At 73.2% G+C, this 15,466-nt stretch carries 14 protein-coding genes; 11 read left to right on the top strand and 3 right to left on the bottom strand.

Annotated features, from left to right (window positions below; all coding sequences use genetic code 11):
- Window positions 1-38: 38 nt before the first annotated feature.
- The 3 genes from QM772_RS10895 (at window position 39) to rsmA (ending at window position 4,704) form a co-directional block, all read left to right on the top strand.
- On the top strand, window positions 39-2,375 hold the full coding sequence (locus QM772_RS10895) for an LPS-assembly protein LptD (RefSeq protein WP_415136325.1): 2,337 nt from the start codon (window positions 39-41) through the stop codon (window positions 2,373-2,375).
- Complete coding sequence (locus QM772_RS10890; RefSeq protein ID WP_415136323.1) at window positions 2,368-3,876, top strand: peptidylprolyl isomerase; 1,509 nt, start codon at window positions 2,368-2,370, stop codon at window positions 3,874-3,876. Before QM772_RS10895 ends, QM772_RS10890 begins: the two co-directional genes overlap by 8 nt.
- Window positions 3,877-3,939: 63 nt before the next feature.
- Window positions 3,940-4,704 carry a 16S rRNA (adenine(1518)-N(6)/adenine(1519)-N(6))-dimethyltransferase RsmA gene (gene rsmA, locus QM772_RS10885; RefSeq protein ID WP_415136321.1) on the top strand — a complete coding sequence of 255 codons (765 nt, stop codon included), beginning with the start codon at window positions 3,940-3,942 and terminating at the stop codon, window positions 4,702-4,704.
- A 118-nt stretch (window positions 4,705-4,822) separates the two neighbouring features.
- Here the strand turns inward: rsmA and trxA are convergent, their stop codons facing one another.
- Window positions 4,823-5,779: a thioredoxin gene (gene trxA, locus QM772_RS10880; RefSeq protein ID WP_415136319.1), complete on the bottom strand. Its 957-nt coding sequence runs from the start codon at window positions 5,777-5,779 to the stop codon at window positions 4,823-4,825.
- A gap of 50 nt (window positions 5,780-5,829) precedes the next feature.
- On the opposite strand from trxA, the gene purE reads away from it, so the two are divergent.
- The 5 genes from purE to QM772_RS10855 are packed head-to-tail and all read left to right on the top strand — an operon-like array spanning window position 5,830 to window position 10,584.
- Complete coding sequence (gene purE / locus QM772_RS10875) at window positions 5,830-6,321, top strand: 5-(carboxyamino)imidazole ribonucleotide mutase (protein WP_415136317.1); 492 nt, start codon at window positions 5,830-5,832, stop codon at window positions 6,319-6,321.
- The gene (locus QM772_RS10870; protein WP_415136315.1) at window positions 6,318-7,508 is read left to right on the top strand and encodes a 5-(carboxyamino)imidazole ribonucleotide synthase; all 1,191 of its coding nucleotides are present in this window, start codon (window positions 6,318-6,320) and stop codon (window positions 7,506-7,508) included. Before purE ends, QM772_RS10870 begins: the two co-directional genes overlap by 4 nt.
- The gene (locus QM772_RS10865) at window positions 7,508-8,500 is read left to right on the top strand and encodes an L-threonylcarbamoyladenylate synthase (RefSeq protein WP_415136313.1); all 993 of its coding nucleotides are present in this window, start codon (window positions 7,508-7,510) and stop codon (window positions 8,498-8,500) included. The genes QM772_RS10870 and QM772_RS10865 overlap by 1 nt, the downstream gene beginning before the upstream one ends.
- Before the next feature lie 40 nt (window positions 8,501-8,540).
- A complete protein-coding gene (locus QM772_RS10860; protein WP_415136311.1) occupies window positions 8,541-9,482 on the top strand; it encodes an SGNH/GDSL hydrolase family protein in 942 nt (313 codons plus the stop codon).
- A gap of 13 nt (window positions 9,483-9,495) precedes the next feature.
- Window positions 9,496-10,584 (top strand): tartrate dehydrogenase, encoded by a 1,089-nt coding sequence (locus QM772_RS10855; protein WP_415136309.1) that lies wholly within the window; start codon window positions 9,496-9,498, stop codon window positions 10,582-10,584.
- Window positions 10,585-10,835: 251 nt separating this feature from the next.
- Here the strand turns inward: QM772_RS10855 and dacB are convergent, their stop codons facing one another.
- Both dacB and QM772_RS10845 read right to left on the bottom strand, forming a co-directional pair.
- Window positions 10,836-12,359, bottom strand: coding sequence for a D-alanyl-D-alanine carboxypeptidase/D-alanyl-D-alanine-endopeptidase (dacB, locus tag QM772_RS10850; protein WP_415136307.1), 1,524 nt, complete (start codon window positions 12,357-12,359; stop codon window positions 10,836-10,838).
- A gap of 13 nt (window positions 12,360-12,372) precedes the next feature.
- Window positions 12,373-13,092, bottom strand: a complete 720-nt coding sequence (locus tag QM772_RS10845; protein WP_415136305.1) for a hypothetical protein — start codon at window positions 13,090-13,092, stop codon at window positions 12,373-12,375.
- 95 nt (window positions 13,093-13,187) lie between these two features.
- On the opposite strand from QM772_RS10845, the gene QM772_RS10840 reads away from it, so the two are divergent.
- From QM772_RS10840 to rimI, 3 genes are read left to right on the top strand one after another with little or no spacing between them, the layout of a single operon-like run.
- Complete coding sequence (locus QM772_RS10840) at window positions 13,188-14,192, top strand: DMT family transporter (RefSeq protein ID WP_415136303.1); 1,005 nt, start codon at window positions 13,188-13,190, stop codon at window positions 14,190-14,192.
- Entirely contained in the window at window positions 14,189-14,884 is a 696-nt protein-coding gene (tsaB, locus tag QM772_RS10835) for a tRNA (adenosine(37)-N6)-threonylcarbamoyltransferase complex dimerization subunit type 1 TsaB (RefSeq protein WP_415136301.1), read from the top strand. Before QM772_RS10840 ends, tsaB begins: the two co-directional genes overlap by 4 nt.
- A gap of 10 nt (window positions 14,885-14,894) precedes the next feature.
- Entirely contained in the window at window positions 14,895-15,416 is a 522-nt protein-coding gene (rimI, locus tag QM772_RS10830) for a ribosomal protein S18-alanine N-acetyltransferase (protein WP_415136299.1), read from the top strand.
- Window positions 15,417-15,466 lie beyond the last annotated feature (50 nt).

Below are 15,466 nucleotides of genomic sequence, written 5' to 3'. Positions count from 1 at the left end.
CCCTTCCCGCCGCTGCCCGCGCGCGCCTTGACCGGCGCATGGCCGCGTTGCGCCCCGTGGCGGCGGCCGCGCTGGCGCTGCTGGCCGGCGCGGCCGCCGCGCAGGAGGCGCCGCTGGAGCTGCGTGCCACGCCCCTGCTGGCCGAGAAGCCGCCCGACGCCACCCAGGCGCCCGCCTTCGTGCAGGGCGACCGCATCACCGGCCGGCCCGACCTGGAGGTGGTGATCGAGGGCGATGCCGAGCTGCGCCGCCCCGGCCTCGCGGCGCGCGGCGACAGGATCACGCACGACCAGGCCAGCGGCGTGGCCACCTTCGACGGCCACGTGCGCGTCAACAAGCTGGGCGACCGCTACACCGCCGCCGAGGGGCGGCTGCAGGTCGACGCCTTCGAGGGCTTCTTCCTGCGGCCCAGCTACCAGTTCCTGGCCACCGGCGGCCACGGCGAGGCCGAGCGCGTCGACTTCCACGGCCCGGACCGCGCCAGCGTGCTGGCCGGCACCTACACCACCTGCCGGCGCGAGGACGGCGACGACTGGCGGCCCGACTGGATCCTGCGCGCCGACCGGCTCGACATCGACCAGGAGGAGGACGAGGGCCGCGCCCAGGGCGCCGTGCTGCGCTTCAAGGGCGTGCCGATCCTGCCGCTGCCGAGCATGAGCTTCCCGCTCAGCGAGCGGCGCCGCTCCGGCTGGCTGCCGCCCACCATCGGGCTGGACAACAAGAGCGGCCTGAACCTGTCGGTGCCCTACTACTGGAACATCGCCCCCAACCGCGACGCCACCTTCACGCCCGAGGTCATGGTGCGGCGCGGCGTCGGCGCCACGGGCGATTTCCGCTACCTGGAGCGCAACTACCAGGGCCGCGTCGAAGCCAGCTACATGCCCGACGACCGCCTGCGCGACCGCGACCGCTGGGCCCTGTTCGTGCGCCACAACGGCCAGCACGACACCGGGCTGGAGAGCATCGGCGCCCTCGGCGTCGGCCTCAACCTCAACCGCGTCAGCGACAACGACTACTGGAGCGACTTCACCCGCCGCGGCCTGTCGCTGACCACCCGCCTGCTGGCCAACGATGCCGCCGTCAGCTGGTCGCGCGGCGACTTCTCGCTCTCGGTCCGCGCGCTCAAGTGGCAGACGCTGCAGGACGTGGACGCGCCCATCGTGCCGCCCTACGACCGCCTGCCCCAGTTCTCCGGCCGCTGGGCGCGCACCAACGACCACGGGTTCGACTACTCGGTGGACGCCGACTTCACCCGCTTCCGGGGCGATCCCGCGTACACGCTTCAGCCCAACGCCGACCGCGCGCTGCTGCACGCGCAGCTGGCGCGCCCGTTCACGCGGCCCTGGGGCTTCTTCACGCCCAAGGTGCAGCTGCACGCCACCAGCTACACCTTCGACGGCGTGCTGTCCAACGGCGCCAGCTCGGCCAGCCGCGTGCTGCCCACGCTCAGCCTCGACAGCGGGCTGGTGTTCGAGCGCGACGCCCGCTACTTCGGCCGCGCCTTCCGGCAGACGCTGGAGCCGCGCCTGATGTACGTCTACACGCCCTACCGCGACCAGAGCCTGATCCCCAACTACGACTCGGGGCTGTACGACTTCAACTTCGCCACCATCTGGGCCGAGAACGCCTTCGCCGGCCACGACCGCGTGGTGGACAACAACCTCGTCACCGGCGGCCTCACCACCCGCCTGCTCGACCCCGAGAGCGGCGCCGAGGCGGTGCGCCTGGCCATCGCCCAGCGCTACCGCTTCTCCGGCCAGCAGGTGGTGCTGCCCGGCGGCACCCCGACCAGCGCCGGCTGGTCCGACATCATGCTGGGCGCCGGCATCAACTGGGACCCGCGCTGGTCGCTCGACACCGTGGTGCAGTACAACCCCGACACCCGGCGCTCCACCCGCACCACCATCCAGACCCGCTGGTCGCCCGGGCCGTACCGCACCCTCAGCATGGCCTACCGCCACCAGCGCGACCTGCAGAGCGAGTCGATCGACGTCGGCTGGCAATGGCCGCTCAGCGGCCTGTGGGGCGGCGGGCGCGGCGAGCTGGGGGCCACGCGCAGCACCGGTGGCGGCGGCAGCTGCCGCGGCCAGTGGTACACCATGGGCCGGCTGAACTACAGCCTGAGCGACCGCAAGGTGGTCGACGCCGTGCTGGGGCTGGAGTACGACGCCGGCTGCTGGATCGGCCGCGTCGTGCTGGAGCAGCTGCAAAGCTCGACCAGCTCCGCCACGCGGCGCATCATGTTCCAGATCGAGTTCATCGGCCTCTCGCGCGTCGGCAGCAACCTGATGAGCACCTTGCGCAACAACGTCCCGCGCTACCAGAACCTGCGCGAGGACGTTCCCTCCCCGAGCCGTTTCACCGCCTATGACTAACCCGCTTCGCTCCGTCCTGACCCTGGCGCCGGTGCTCGGCGCCCTGATCGCCCTGCCCGCGCCGGCGCAGACCGGCGACGCCGACGCGCGCCAGGCCCAGCCCAAGCCCGCGGCCACCAAACGCGCGCCGGCCAAGGCCGCCAAGCCGCGCGCCAAGCCGCCCGCCGCGCGCAAGGCGCCGCCGGCCGCCGCGCCCGCGCCCGCCGCCCCGGCGCCCGCCGCCGCGCCCCGGCCCCCCGCCCCGCCGCCCATCAGCGTGGGGCCGCGCGAGGCCGATTTCATCGTCGCCGTGGTCAACACCGAGCCCGTCACCAACAACGAGGTGCGCGCCCGCATGGCGCGCGCGCAGCGCGAGATGGCCGAGCGCGGCCTGTCCGCGCCGCCCACCGGGCAGTTGCGCAAGGAGATACTCGAGCGCCTGATCGGCGAACGCGCCCAGTTGCAGTACGCGCGCGAGCAGGGCCTGAAGATCGACGACGCGGCGCTGGCCCAGGCCGAGCTGGCGATCGCGCGCCAGAACCAGCTGCCCAGCGTCGAGGTGCTGCACCGCCGCGTGGAGCAGGAGGGGCTCACGGTCAAGGACTTCCGCGACGACGTGCGCAACCAGGTGCTGCTGGCGCGCCTGCGCGAGCGCGAGATCGAGCCCAGGCTGAAGATCACCGACAGCGAGGTCGATGCCTTCATCCGCGAGCAGACCGGCGCCCGCCCCGCCGCCATGGAGCTGAACCTGGCGATGATCCTGGTGGCCGTGCCCGAGCGCGCCTCGCCCGAGGACGCCGCCCGCTTGCAGGCGCGCGCCGAGGAGGCCGCGCGGCGCGCCCGCGCCGGCGAGGACTTCGCCAAGCTGGCCGGGGAATTCTCCGACGCCAACAACCGCGGCCGCGACGGCGGCGTGCTGGGCCTGCGGCCGGCCGACCGCTACCCCGAGCTGTTCGTGCGCAGCACCCAGCGCGCGCGCGTGGGCGACGTCGTCGGCCCGGTCAAATCCGATGCCGGCTTCCACGTGCTGAAGGTGCTGGAGCGCAAGCAGAACAACGAACTGCCCGAAGTCAAGATCCCGCAGACCCGCGTGCGCCACATCCTGCTGCGCGTGGGCCCCGCGCAGAGCGAGCAGGTGGCGCGCGAGCGGCTGGCCGACTTCAAGCGCCGCATCGCCGCCGGCCAGGCCAGCTTCGAGCAGCTGGCGCAGCAGTACTCGCAGGACGACAGCGCCCGCGACGGCGGCGACCTGGGCTGGGCGACCCCGGGCCAGTTCGTGCCCGAGTTCGAGCAGACCATGAACAGCCTGGGCGCGGGCCAGGTCAGCGACCCCGTGGCCAGCCGCTTCGGCCTGCACCTGATCCGCGTCGACGGCCGGCGCGAGCAGGTGCTGACCGTCGCCGAGCAGCGCCAGCTCGCGCGCAACATGCTGCGCGAGAAGAAGGCGCAGGAAGCCTTCGACACCTGGGCGCAGGAAGTGCGCGGCCGCGCCTACGTCGAGTACCGCGACAATCCGCGCTAAAAAGGCCGTTAGCGCCCGCCAGGCAAGCGCCAACAGCTATCAATTCAGAAGTAATCTGGATCGATGAAGCACATCCCCCGCAAGCGCTTCGGCCAGCACTTTCTGAGCGACCCCGCCATCATCGACGCCATCGTGCGCGCCATCGACCCGCGCCCCGGCCAGGCGATGGTCGAGATCGGCCCCGGCCTGGCCGCGCTGACGCAGCCGCTGGCCGAGCGCCTGGGCCGCCTGACGGTGATCGAGCTGGACCGCGACCTGGCCGCCCGCCTGCGCGCGCACCCGCGGCTCGACGTGATCGAGTCCGACGTGCTGAAAGTGGACTTCGCGCGCATCCAGCCGGCGCCGCCAGCTACCAAATTGAGAGTGTGCGGCAACCTGCCCTACAACATCTCCACGCCCATCCTGTTCCACCTGCTGCCGTTCGCCGGCGGCATCGAGGACCAGCACTTCATGCTGCAAAAGGAAGTCATCGACCGCATGGTCGCCGCGCCGGCCACCGCCGACTACGGCCGCCTGTCGGTGATGCTGCAATGGCGCTACGCGATGGAGAACGTGCTGTTCGTGCCGCCCGAGGCGTTCGAGCCGCCGCCGCGCGTGGACAGCGCCGTCGTGCGCATGCGCCCGCTGCCCGCGTTCGCGCCGCTGGACGTGGGCGCCTTCTCAGCGCTGGTGCAGGTCGCCTTCAGCCAGCGCCGCAAGCTGCTGCGCCACACGCTGGGCAAGTGGCTGGAGGCGCGGGGCTTCGCCGGCGACTTCGACGTGCAGCGGCGCGCCGAGGAGGTGCCGGTGCAGGAGTATGTAGCTCTCGCCACGGCTCTCCCGCATTGACCAAGGCACGAGCCGGGAGGCCGCGGAGCAGGCCAGGCCCGCGGATGCCGTGGACGGGCTTGCACCGGCCACTGGCGTCGTCCCCCTGGGGGGAAGGCGCGTAGCGCCTCAGGGGGAGTCAATTCAACGCCATCGACAGCTTGCGCCGGTAGCTCGACAACAGCGCCGCCTGCGGGTCTTCCTGCGCGGCGGCCTTGCCGGTCAGCTCGATGCCGCCGGCGCTCTTGCCGCCTTCGCCGGCGCCCGGGCGGGCCGGCGGCGGGGTCAGCAGCTCCAGGATGGCGACGTAGGTCTTGCGCGCGGCCTCGTCGTTCCACTTCCTGTCGCGCAGGATGATTTCCAGCAGCTCGTCCATGCTGGCGGTCCACTGGCCCTCGGCCATCAGCGCGCGCGCCTTGGCGAAGCGGGTGTCGAAGTCGCGCTTGTTCTCGGCAATTTTGGCGTCGAACTGCTCCACGGGCCAGTTGCCGCGCTCGTCCTGTTCCACGAACTCCATCGCGTCCAGCCAGCGCCGCAAGGCGTCGAAGCGCAGCGGGCGCGGCTCGCGCTTGAGCGGCTCGTCCAGCGTGGCGGCGGCTTCCTCGAAGGCGCCGGTGATGATGAGCAGGCGCGCGTAGTCGTAGCGCGCGTCGTCATTGCCCGGATCCTGCGCCAGCGCGTCGGCCAGCTTGGCCAGGGCGGCGGCGGTGTCGCCGGATTCGAGCAGCGCCTCGGCCTCGTCCACCTCGGCTTCGGCCGCCACGGCGCCTTCGCTCGGCACGTGCTTGTCCAGGAACTGGCGCACCTGCCCGGCCGGCAGCGCGCCCATGAAGCCGTCCACCGGCTGGCCGTTCTTCAGCAGGATGCAGGTCGGGATGCTGCGGATGCCGAAGGCGGCGGCCAGTTGCTGCTCCTGGTCGGAGTCGATCTTGACCAGCTTGAAGCGGCCGGCGTACTCCGCTTCCAGCTTCTCCAGGATGGGGCCCAGCGTCTTGCATGGGCCGCACCAGGGCGCCCAGAAGTCCACCAGCACGGGGGTGTGCATCGAGGCGGCGATGACCTCGGCTTCGAAGTTTTGAACGGTGACGTCGATCATGGGTGCTGTCTGCGGGCAAAATCGGGGAAAAACACCCTGGGCATTGTGTCATGACGACTCCCCTCGTCGGCGTGCTGATGGGTTCCAGCAGCGACTGGGACACCATGCAGCACGCCGTGCAAATCCTCGAACAGTTCGCCGTCGCCCACGAGGCGCGCGTGGTCTCGGCCCACCGCATGCCCGACGACATGTTCGCCTACGCCGAAGCGGCCCAGGGGCGTGGCCTGCGCGCCCTCATTGCCGGCGCCGGCGGCGCGGCGCACCTGCCGGGCATGCTGGCGGCCAAGACGGTGGTGCCGGTGCTGGGCGTGCCGGTCGCCAGCCGCCACTTGCAGGGCGTGGATTCGCTGCACAGCATCGTGCAGATGCCCAAGGGCGTGCCGGTGGCCACCTTCGCCATCGGCGCGGCCGGCGCGGCCAACGCGGCGCTGTTCGCGGTGGCGATGCTGGCCAATGGCGACGCGGCGCTGCGCGCGAAGCTGGAAGCCTTCCGCGCCAGCCAGACCGAGGCGGCGCGCGCGATGACGCTGCCGCCGACATGACGCCGCTCCTCCCCGGAACCGTCGTCGACGGCCGCCCCGCCACGCTCGGCGTGCTGGGCGGCGGCCAGCTCGGCCGCATGTTCGTGCACACCGCGCAGGCGCTGGGCTACGAGACGGTGGTGCTCGACCCCGACCCCGCCAGCCCGGCCGGCCGCGTCAGCCACCACTTCATCCAGGCCGGCTACACCGACGCCGACGCGCTCGGCCGGCTGGCGAACCTGGCGCACGCCGTCACCACCGAGTTCGAGAACGTGCCCGCCGACGCGCTGGCCGCGCTGGCGCGCACGCGCCCCGTGGCGCCCGCCGCCCAGGCGGTGGCCATCGCGCAGGACCGCATCCGCGAGAAGGCGCATTTCGCCCGCTGCGCGGCGGCCAGCGGCGTGGCGCCCGCGCCCCATGCCGTGATCGACGGCGAGGCCGCGCTGGCCGCCGTGCCCGACGGCCTGCTGCCCGGCGTCCTGAAGACCGCCCGCCTGGGCTACGACGGCAAGGGCCAGGCGCGCGTGGCCAGCCGCGATGCGCTGGCCGCCGCCTGGGTGCGTCTGGGCCGGGTGGACTGCGTGCTGGAGCAGCTCCTGCCGCTGGCCGCCGAATGCTCGGTGATCGTCGCGCGCGGGCGCGATGGCCAGGTCGTCAGCCTGCCGGTGCAGCGCAACCTGCACCGCGGCGGCATCCTCGCCGTGACCGAGGTTCATGAAGGAAATATGCCTCCAGCGCTTGCCAGCCAAGCGCGGGAAGCTACTATAAACATAGCAAACGAGCTGGCCTACGTCGGCGTGCTGTGCGTCGAATACTTCGTGCTGCAAGACGGCCGCCTGGTCGTCAACGAGATGGCGCCGCGCCCGCACAACAGCGGCCACTACAGCGTGGACGCCTGCGACGCCTCGCAGTTCGAGCTGCAGGCGCGCGCGCTGGCCGGCCTGCCGCTGGCGCCGCCGCGCCAGCACAGCGCCGCCGTCATGCTGAACCTGCTGGGCGAGCTGTGGTTCGGCGCCGCCGGCGCCCCGCGCACACCGCCCTGGGCTGAAATACTGGCCCTGCCCGGCGCCCACCTGCACCTGTACGGCAAGGCCGAGGCGCGGCCGGGCCGCAAGATGGGCCACCTGACCTTCACCGGCGCCAGCGCCGAGGCCGTGCGCGCCAATGCCTTGCGCGCCGCCGCGCTGCTGGGCATCGAGCCGTTCTGATGATCCTGGACGGCCCGCAGCCCGACGGCATCGCCCGCGCCGCCGCCGCGCTGGCGGCCGGCCAGCTCGTCGGCCTGCCGACCGAGACCGTCTACGGCCTGGCCGCCGACGCCGGCAGCGACGCCGCCGTGCGCGGCATCTTCGCCGCCAAGGGCCGCCCGGCCGACCACCCGCTGATCGTGCACGTGGCGAGCGCCGCGGCCGTGGAAACCTTCGCCACCGAAGTGCCCGCCTTCGCGCAGAAACTGATCGACGCCTTCTGGCCCGGCCCGCTGACGCTGATCCTGCCGCGCCGCCCCGGCGTGGCCGACGCGGCGGCCGGCGGCCACCCCACCATCGGCCTGCGCTGCCCCGCGCACCCGGTGGCCCGGGCGCTGCTGGCGGCCTGCGCGGCGCGCGGCGTGCACGGCCTGGCGGCGCCCAGCGCCAACCGCTTCGGCCGCGTCAGCCCCACCACGGCGGCGCACGTGGCGGCCGAGTTCGGTAGCGACCTGCTGGTGCTCGACGGCGGCGCCTGCGCCGTGGGCATCGAATCGACCATCATCGACTGCACGCGCGGCGCGCCCGTGCTGCTGCGCCCGGGCCAGCTCGCGCGCGCCGACATCGAGCGCGCGGCGGGCCAGCGTTTGCTCTCAAAAGAAGAGCTGTCGGCGCCCGGCCCGCAAGCGCCGGGCACGCTTTCGGCCCACTATGCGCCGCGCGCCAAGCTGCGGCTGATGGACGTGCGCGAACTGCGCGCCGCGCTGGAGCTGCTGGGCGCCGAAGGCCGCCACATCGCCGTCTGGTCGCGCGCGCCGCTGCGCTCGGCCGCCAGCGCCATCGTGCTGCGCCGCATGCCGGGCGACGCGGCGGGCGCGGCGCGGCAGCTGTTCGGCGTGCTGCGCGCCTTCGACGACGCCGGCGCCCAGCTCATCTGGGTCGAGACGCCGCCCGACGACCCGGCCTGGGACGGCGTGCGTGACCGCTTGCAACGCGCCGCCGCCAGCGGGTGACACGCTCTACACTAGCGGGCTGTTTTCGGAGTACCCCTTCATGAATCTCGCATCCTCTCGCCGTGGCTTCTTGAAACTGGCCGGAGCGGGCGCCGCCGTGGCGCTGGCCGGCTGCGGCTCGGGCTCCGTCGTGTCGGCCATCGAGCCCCAGCACTTCTACGTCGTCGGCGACGGCTTCTCCGACGTCGGCCAGACCGGCGCCGTGGCCACCGTCAACGACGGCACGCTGATCTGGATCCAGCAGCTGGCCGCGTACTACGGCCTGACCGTCACGCCCGCGGCCAGCGGCGGCACCGGCTACGCCCAGGTCTACGCCCGCGTCGACGGCACCGACACCACCAGCGGCACCAACGCGCCCAGCGTGAAGGAGCAGATCGACCAGCTGCTGACCGACGTCGCGGCGTTCGAGGACGACGACCTGGTGTTCATCAACGGCGGCCTGCACGACTTCGTCGATGCGGTGACGGCCTACGGCGTCTCGGACGAAGCCTTCGCCGCCGTCAAGGCCGCCGGCGCGGCCCTGGGCGCGCAGACGCGGCGGCTGGTGGAGGCCGGCGCCAAGCACGTGGTGGTGACCGGCATCTACAACCCCGGCATCACCCCCTGGGGCCGCGCCACCGGCTATTCCACGACGGAGGGCTTCGACGAGGACGCGCTGCTCACCCAGCTGTCCAACACCTTCAACAACAACGGGCTCAAGGTGTCCATCGCCGACCTGGGCGAGAACGTGCTGTATTTCGACGCCGAGATCTTCTTCAACTTCCTCGCCGGCGAGCCCGACAACTACGGGCTGGACAACGCCCTCGAGGCCGTCTGCACCACGGAGACCGCGCTGACCTGCAACACCAGCACCGTCAAGGTCACCGACTACAACACCTACCTGTTCGCCGACGACCTGCACTTCACGCCCGAGAACCAGCGCAAGTTCGTCTACGACACCTACGCCGAGAACGCCTACACCAAGCTCAAGCAGCGCTGGTGAGCGGGCGCGCGCCGTGGCCGCCGCCCCGCCCCCATCCGCTCGCCGCGCCCACCGCATCGCCGTCATCCCCGGCGACGGCATCGGCAAGGAAGTGATGCCCGAGGCGCTGCGCGCGCTGCGGGCTGCGTCCGCCCGCTTCGGCACGGCGCTGGAGCTGGTGCCCATCGGCTGGGCCAGCTGCGACCACTACGCCAAAACGGGCCAGATGATGCCCGACGACTGGAAGGCGCAGCTGCAAGGCATGGACGCCCTCCTGTTCGGCGCCGTCGGCTGGCCGGCCGCGGTGCCTGACCACGTGTCGCTGTGGGGCAGCCTGCTGAAGTTCCGGCGCGAGTTCGACCAGTACATCAACCTGCGCCCGGTGCGCCTGTTCGAGGGCGTGCCCTGCCCGCTGGCGGGCCGCAAGCCCGGCGACATCGACTTCCTCGTCGTGCGCGAGAACACCGAGGGCGAGTACACCAACCTCGGCGGCGTGATGTACGCCGGCACCGAGCGCGAGATCGTGGTGCAGGAGACGGTGATGAGCGCCTTCGGCGCCGACCGCGTGCTGCGCTTCGCCTTCGAGCAGGCGGCCGCGCGCCCGCGCCGCAAGCTCGACGTCGCCACCAAGAGCAACGGCATCGCCATCAGCATGCCCTGGTGGGACGGCCGCGCCGACGCCATGCACCGGCGCTACCCGCAGGTGGCGGTGGAGAAGCACCACATCGACATCCTCACCGCCCGCTTCGTCTTGCAGCCGCAGCGTTTCGACGTGGTGGTGGCCAGCAACCTGTTCGGCGACATCCTGAGCGACCTGGGCCCCGCCTGCACCGGCACCATCGGCCTGGCGCCGTCCGCCAACCTGAACCCGGAGCGCAAGTTCCCCAGCCTGTTCGAGCCCGTGCACGGCTCGGCGCCCGACATCTATGGCCGGAACATCGCCAACCCGGTGGCGATGATCTGGTCGGCCGCGCTGATGCTCCAGTTCCTGGGCGAGCAGGCCGCGCACGACGCCATGCTGCGCGCCATCGAGCAGGTGCTGGCGAGCGGCCCGCGCACGCCCGACCTGGGCGGCAGCGCCAGCACCACCGACATGGGCGAGGCCATCGCGGCGCTGATTTGACAGATACTCCCTGAGAGTAGCATATGCCTGGCGCTTGTTGGACAAGCGCTGGCGGCCATCTTGGTATGGGAGTATATGTCAATGCCTCACGGCATCGCGGTCACGGCGAGGCCTGAGACCCAACGAGCCTAGAGGCCGCGGAGCAGGCCATGCCAGCGACCGCCGCGGACGGGCTTGCACCGGCCGCCGGCGGTGCCCCCTTGAGGGGGGGATGCCGGAAGATCGCGCGGCGAGTGGAGCAACGGGGGTGCTCAGGATCCATCGCGCACCGCCCACTCCACCAGCCGGTCCAGCGCCGGCCGCGCGGCGCCGGCGTTGGGGTGGTTGATGAGGCCCACCACCACGTACTTCCGGCCGCCCTGCCCCCAGGCGTAGCCGGCCACGGCGGCCACGTCGCGCAGGGTGCCGGTCTTCAGGCGCGCGTTGCCGATGGCCTCCGAGCCCGGGCTGCGCGCCGCCAGCGCGCGCGCCGTGCCGTCGATGCCGGCGACGGGCAGCGACTGCTCGAACGCCGCCGCCTGCGGGCTGGCGGCGGCCTGTTGCAGCAGGGCCGCCAGCGAGGCGGCGGTGATGCGCTCGCTGCGCGACAGGCCCGAGCCGTTGTCCACCACCGGCGTGGCGCGCAGGCCGAAGCGCTGGCGCCACCAGCGCGCGAGCAGGTTGCGCGACTCGCCGAAGCTGCCGCGCCGGTCGCCGGCGGCCGACAGCGTGAGGAAGAGCTGCTGCGCCATCACGTTGTTCGAGAAGCGGTTGATGTCCGCGATGATGTCCGCCAGCGGCAGCGAATAGCCCGTCACCAGCGGCTGGCCGGTGGCCACGCCGTCCAGCCACTTCACCTGGCCGGTGAGCTGGCCGCCGGCGGCGCGCCACATGGCGTCGATCACGCGCGGCGCGTGGCTGGCCGGCTGCACGTAGGCCACGCCCCAGCTCTGCTCGCCGCAGCTCAGCGGGTAGCGGCCGGCGAAGCTGACGCGGTCCGGGTCGGTGAAGTCGGCCGCCAGCCGGGTGCGCCAGTTGCCGCAGGCGCCGGCGGCGGCGGGCACCTCGGGGGGAACCGCCACGCCGGCCATCGGCGGCTCGCTCTCCACCCGCACGCGGCGCTGGGCCGGCTCGGGGATGAACTTGAGCACCAGCGCCTTGAAGTTCAGCAGCAGGCCGTCCGGCCCGGCGTTGTAGGGGCGCAGCGGGTCGTCGTCGAAGGCGGCGGCGTCGTGCGGCGGCAGGCGGAAGACGCTGTTGTCCAGCAGGATGTCGCCGTCCACCCGGCGCACGCCCTTGTCCTGGATGGCGCGCAGCAGGCTGTTGATGCGCTCCAGCACCAGCTTGGGGTCGCCGCTGCCCTGGATCAGCAGGTTGCCGTGCAGCGTGCCGTCCTGCACGTAGCCCTGGGTGAACACGCGCGTCTTCCAGAAGTAGCCAGCGCCCAGCAGGTCGAGCCCGGCGTAGGTGGTCACCAGCTTCATGACGGAGGCCGGGTTCATCGGCGCGTCGGCCTGCCAGGCCAGGCGCGGCGCGGGCGGCGCGGCGGGCGCCGGCTGGGCGCTGGCCTCGCCGCCGGGGCTGGTCGGCCCGGGCGCGCGGCTGACGGCGCCGGGCGGCGGCGGCAGCGGCGCCACCACCATCGCCACGCTGCTCTCCGGCACGCCGGCGCGCGCCAGGGCCTGGGCGATGTCGGCGGGCAGCGGCGTGTCGGCGCGCGCCGGCAGCGCCAGGCCCAGCAGGCCCGCCAGGGCCAGCCCGGCCGGCAGGCGCGGGGTGGGCGGGCGCGGGGTCACGTCGCCTGGCGCTTCAGCCGCGCCGGGCGGCCGGCTTGCGCCGCCGCGCGAGGCCCGCGCCGGCCGCGCCCAGCGCCGCCGCCAGGGCGGCCAGCGCCCAGGGGCTGTCCATGGGCACCGCGCTGACGCTGGACGCCACCGGCGGGGCGCAGTTGTACGCCAGGGTGATGGCGGCGTTCAGGCCGTACGGGTCGGCCTGGTTGGTGGTGGTGAAGCTCAGGGTGTTGGCGCCGGACACGAGCGGCACCGAAATGCCGCTGTAGGCCGCTGGCGTGGACGAGCTGTAGGTCGTGGAGGCGTCGTAATCCAGCGCCGTGGTGTTCCAGGTGATGCCCGCGACGTAGTTGTCCACCCGGTAGGAATAGTCGATCTGCGCGGAAGTCAGGTCGATGTTGGGGTCGGTGACGTTCACCGTCAGGGTGTAGGTCACGCTGGTCGGATTCCCGGCGTTGTCGGCGCCGATCCAGGTCGCAGGGGCGTTGACCCAGGCCGATCCGTGGTAATAGGCCACGGCGGCGGTGGGGGTGCCGGGGGGCGAGCCGGTGGCCACGCCCCAGGTGTCCGCGGCGGTGTCCAGCGTGACGACGTTGGTGCTGGTGGGGGCCGAGCAGGTCAGCGTGATGCCGGTGGGCGCGGACTGGGCCAGCGCGGAAGTGCCGCTGGCCAGGGCCAGGGCGGCCAGCGCCGCGAGGGCGCCCGGGCGGGATGCATGCGGGTCGGCGGTCGGCTTCATGGAATAGCCCTTGCGGCGTTGACGAACAGGGTGGATTCTAGGCCGTGCCAGGCGTTTTGGGGGGTGTTTGCGCGCGCCCGCCGATAATCCGGGCGATGCGTTTCACTGCCCGCCGCAAAGGCATCGCGGCGGCCGTCGTCACGGTGGCCATCTGGACCGGCTTCATCGTCATCGGCCGCGCCTCCGCCGGCCTCACCCTGCTGCCGTTCGACATCGCCCTGCTGCGCGTGCTGGGCGCGGGCGCCGTGCTGCTGCCCTGGGGCTGGGTGCTGGCGCGGCGCGCGGCGGCGGCTGGGCAGGCCACCTCGCTGCTGGGTTTCTCGCCGCTGCCGCCGCGGCAGACGGTGCTGACCGGGCTGTCCGGCGGCCTGGTGTACGCCGTGCTGGCCTACGCGGGCTTTTTCTTCGCGCCGGCGGCGCACGCCTCGGTGCTGATGCCGGGCAGCCTGCCGCTGTGGACCACGCTGCTGGCGGCCGCGCTGCTGGCCGAGCGCATCACGCCCGCGCGGGCGCTGGGGCTGGCCTGCATCGTGGCGGGCGATTTGCTGGTGGGCGGCGCCAGCCTGCTGGGCGCGTTCAGCGGCGGCGAGTTGTGGAAGGGCGACGTGATCTTCATGGCGGCGGCGTTCTGCTGGTCGGTGTACAGCGTGCTGGCGCGCCGCTACGGGCTGGACCCGGTGCGCGCCACCGTCGCCATCACCGTGTTCGCCTGCTTCACCTACGTGCCGGCGTTCGCGCTGGCGGTGGGGGCCGGCGGGCTGCCGACGCGGCTGGCACAGGCGCCGTGGGGCGAGATCGCCTTCCAGGCGCTGTTCCAGGGCGTGGGCTCGGTGGTGGTCTCGGGCATCGCCTTCGTGCAGATGGTGCGCGCCTTCGGGCCGGTGCGCTCGACCATGCTGACGGCCCTGGTGCCCGGCCTGTCGGCGCTGGCCGCCGTGCTGCTGCTGGGCGAGCCGCTGGGCGGGAACCTGCTGGCGGGGCTGGCGCTGGTGACGGCGGGCATCCTGTTCGGCGTCCGCGGTGCTACGCAAAAGAGAGCTGCCAGCGCTTGCCAGACGGGCGCTGTAGGCCAAAAAGACACTGAAAGGCTGGCCGCGTGAACCTGCTCGCCTTCGACACCAGCACCGAGCACCTGTCGGTCGCCGCGCAGCGCGCCGACGGGCGGCGCTGGCAGCACCAGGGGCCGGGCGGCGCGCAGGCCTCGGCGGCGTTGATCCCGGCCGCGCTGGCGCTGCTGGCCGAGGCCGGCCTGGCGCTGGGCGATCTGCGCGCCATCGTCTTCGGGCGCGGGCCGGGCTCGTTCACCGGGCTGCGCACCGCCTGCTCGGTGGCGCAGGGGCTGGCCTTCGGCGCCGGCGTGCCGGTGCTGCCGGTGGACACGCTGCTGGCCGTGGCCGAGGCCGCCCGCCAGTCGCACGGCGCCGCGCGCGTGCTGGCGCTGCTGGACGCGCGCATGGGCGAGCTGTACAGCGCCGCCTACGCGCATGGCGCCGGCGGCTGGCAGCCCCTGCGCGACATGGCCGTCGCCCCGCCCGAGGCGCTGGCCGCGCCGCCGGGTGACGGCTGGGTATTGGCCGGCAACGCCTTCGGCGCGGAATACGCCGGCCGCCTGCCGCCCGCGCTGCGCGCCTGGCCGCGCATCGACGCGCTGCCCACGGCCGCCGCGTTGCTCGGCCTGGCGCCGGCGCTGCTGGCCGCCGGTCGGGCGGTGCCCGCCGATCAGGCGCTGCCGCTCTACATCCGCGACAAGGTGGCGCAGACTACCGCTGAACGCGCCGCCGCAGCGCGCTGAAAGCACCCCCATGAGCGCCGCCGTCCTCTCCGCCCCCCTCGCCGAGCCCGCGCCGCTGGCCGCGGCCCAGGCCGTCGAGGCGCGCTTCGAGCCGATGACGCCGGCGCTGCTGGACGCCGTGCTGGCCATCGAGCAGGCCGCCTACAGCCACCCCTGGACGCGCGGCAACTTCGAAGGCACGCTGGCCGCCGGCCACCAGGCGCAGTGCCTGCTGGCGGGCGGCGAGCTGCTGGGCTACTTCGTCGCCATGCCGGGCTTCCAGGAGGTGCACCTGTTGAACATCACCGTGGCGCCCGCGTTCCAGCGCCAGGGCTGGGCGCTGGTGATGCTGGACGCGTTGGCGCTGTGGTCGCGCGGCCAGGGGGCCGAATGGCTGTGGCTGGAGGTGCGCATCGGCAACGCGCGGGCGCAGAAGATCTACCTGGAACGGGGCTTCGCCCGCGTCGGCGTGCGCAAGGGCTACTACCCGCTGGGCCAGGGCGAGCGCGAGGACGCCGTGGTGATGAGCCTGCGGCTGCTGGAGCAGGTGTGAGCGCCGCCCGGCCGCCCGAAGGCGCGAGGGCCCCCTTGGGGGGCAGCGCA

Source organism: Ottowia sp. (genome assembly GCF_047601385.1).
Lineage (GTDB): Bacteria > Pseudomonadota > Gammaproteobacteria > Burkholderiales > Burkholderiaceae_C > Ottowia.
This window is presented reverse-complemented; position numbering and strand designations above follow the sequence as displayed.

Coding starts and splice junctions, on each gene's coding strand:
- QM772_RS10860 (WP_415136311.1), top strand. CDS start 8,541: ATGAATCTCGCATCCTCTCGCCGTGGCTTCTTGAAACTGGCCGGAGCG.
- QM772_RS10840 (WP_415136303.1), top strand. CDS start 13,188: ATGCGTTTCACTGCCCGCCGCAAAGGCATCGCGGCGGCCGTCGTCACG.
- QM772_RS10845 (WP_415136305.1), bottom strand. CDS start 13,092: ATGAAGCCGACCGCCGACCCGCATGCATCCCGCCCGGGCGCCCTCGCG.
- rsmA (WP_415136321.1), top strand. CDS start 3,940: ATGAAGCACATCCCCCGCAAGCGCTTCGGCCAGCACTTTCTGAGCGAC.
- purE (WP_415136317.1), top strand. CDS start 5,830: ATGACGACTCCCCTCGTCGGCGTGCTGATGGGTTCCAGCAGCGACTGG.
- QM772_RS10895 (WP_415136325.1), top strand. CDS start 39: ATGGCCGCGTTGCGCCCCGTGGCGGCGGCCGCGCTGGCGCTGCTGGCC.
- QM772_RS10890 (WP_415136323.1), top strand. CDS start 2,368: ATGACTAACCCGCTTCGCTCCGTCCTGACCCTGGCGCCGGTGCTCGGC.
- rimI (WP_415136299.1), top strand. CDS start 14,895: ATGAGCGCCGCCGTCCTCTCCGCCCCCCTCGCCGAGCCCGCGCCGCTG.
- QM772_RS10870 (WP_415136315.1), top strand. CDS start 6,318: ATGACGCCGCTCCTCCCCGGAACCGTCGTCGACGGCCGCCCCGCCACG.
- trxA (WP_415136319.1), bottom strand. CDS start 5,779: ATGATCGACGTCACCGTTCAAAACTTCGAAGCCGAGGTCATCGCCGCC.
- QM772_RS10865 (WP_415136313.1), top strand. CDS start 7,508: ATGATCCTGGACGGCCCGCAGCCCGACGGCATCGCCCGCGCCGCCGCC.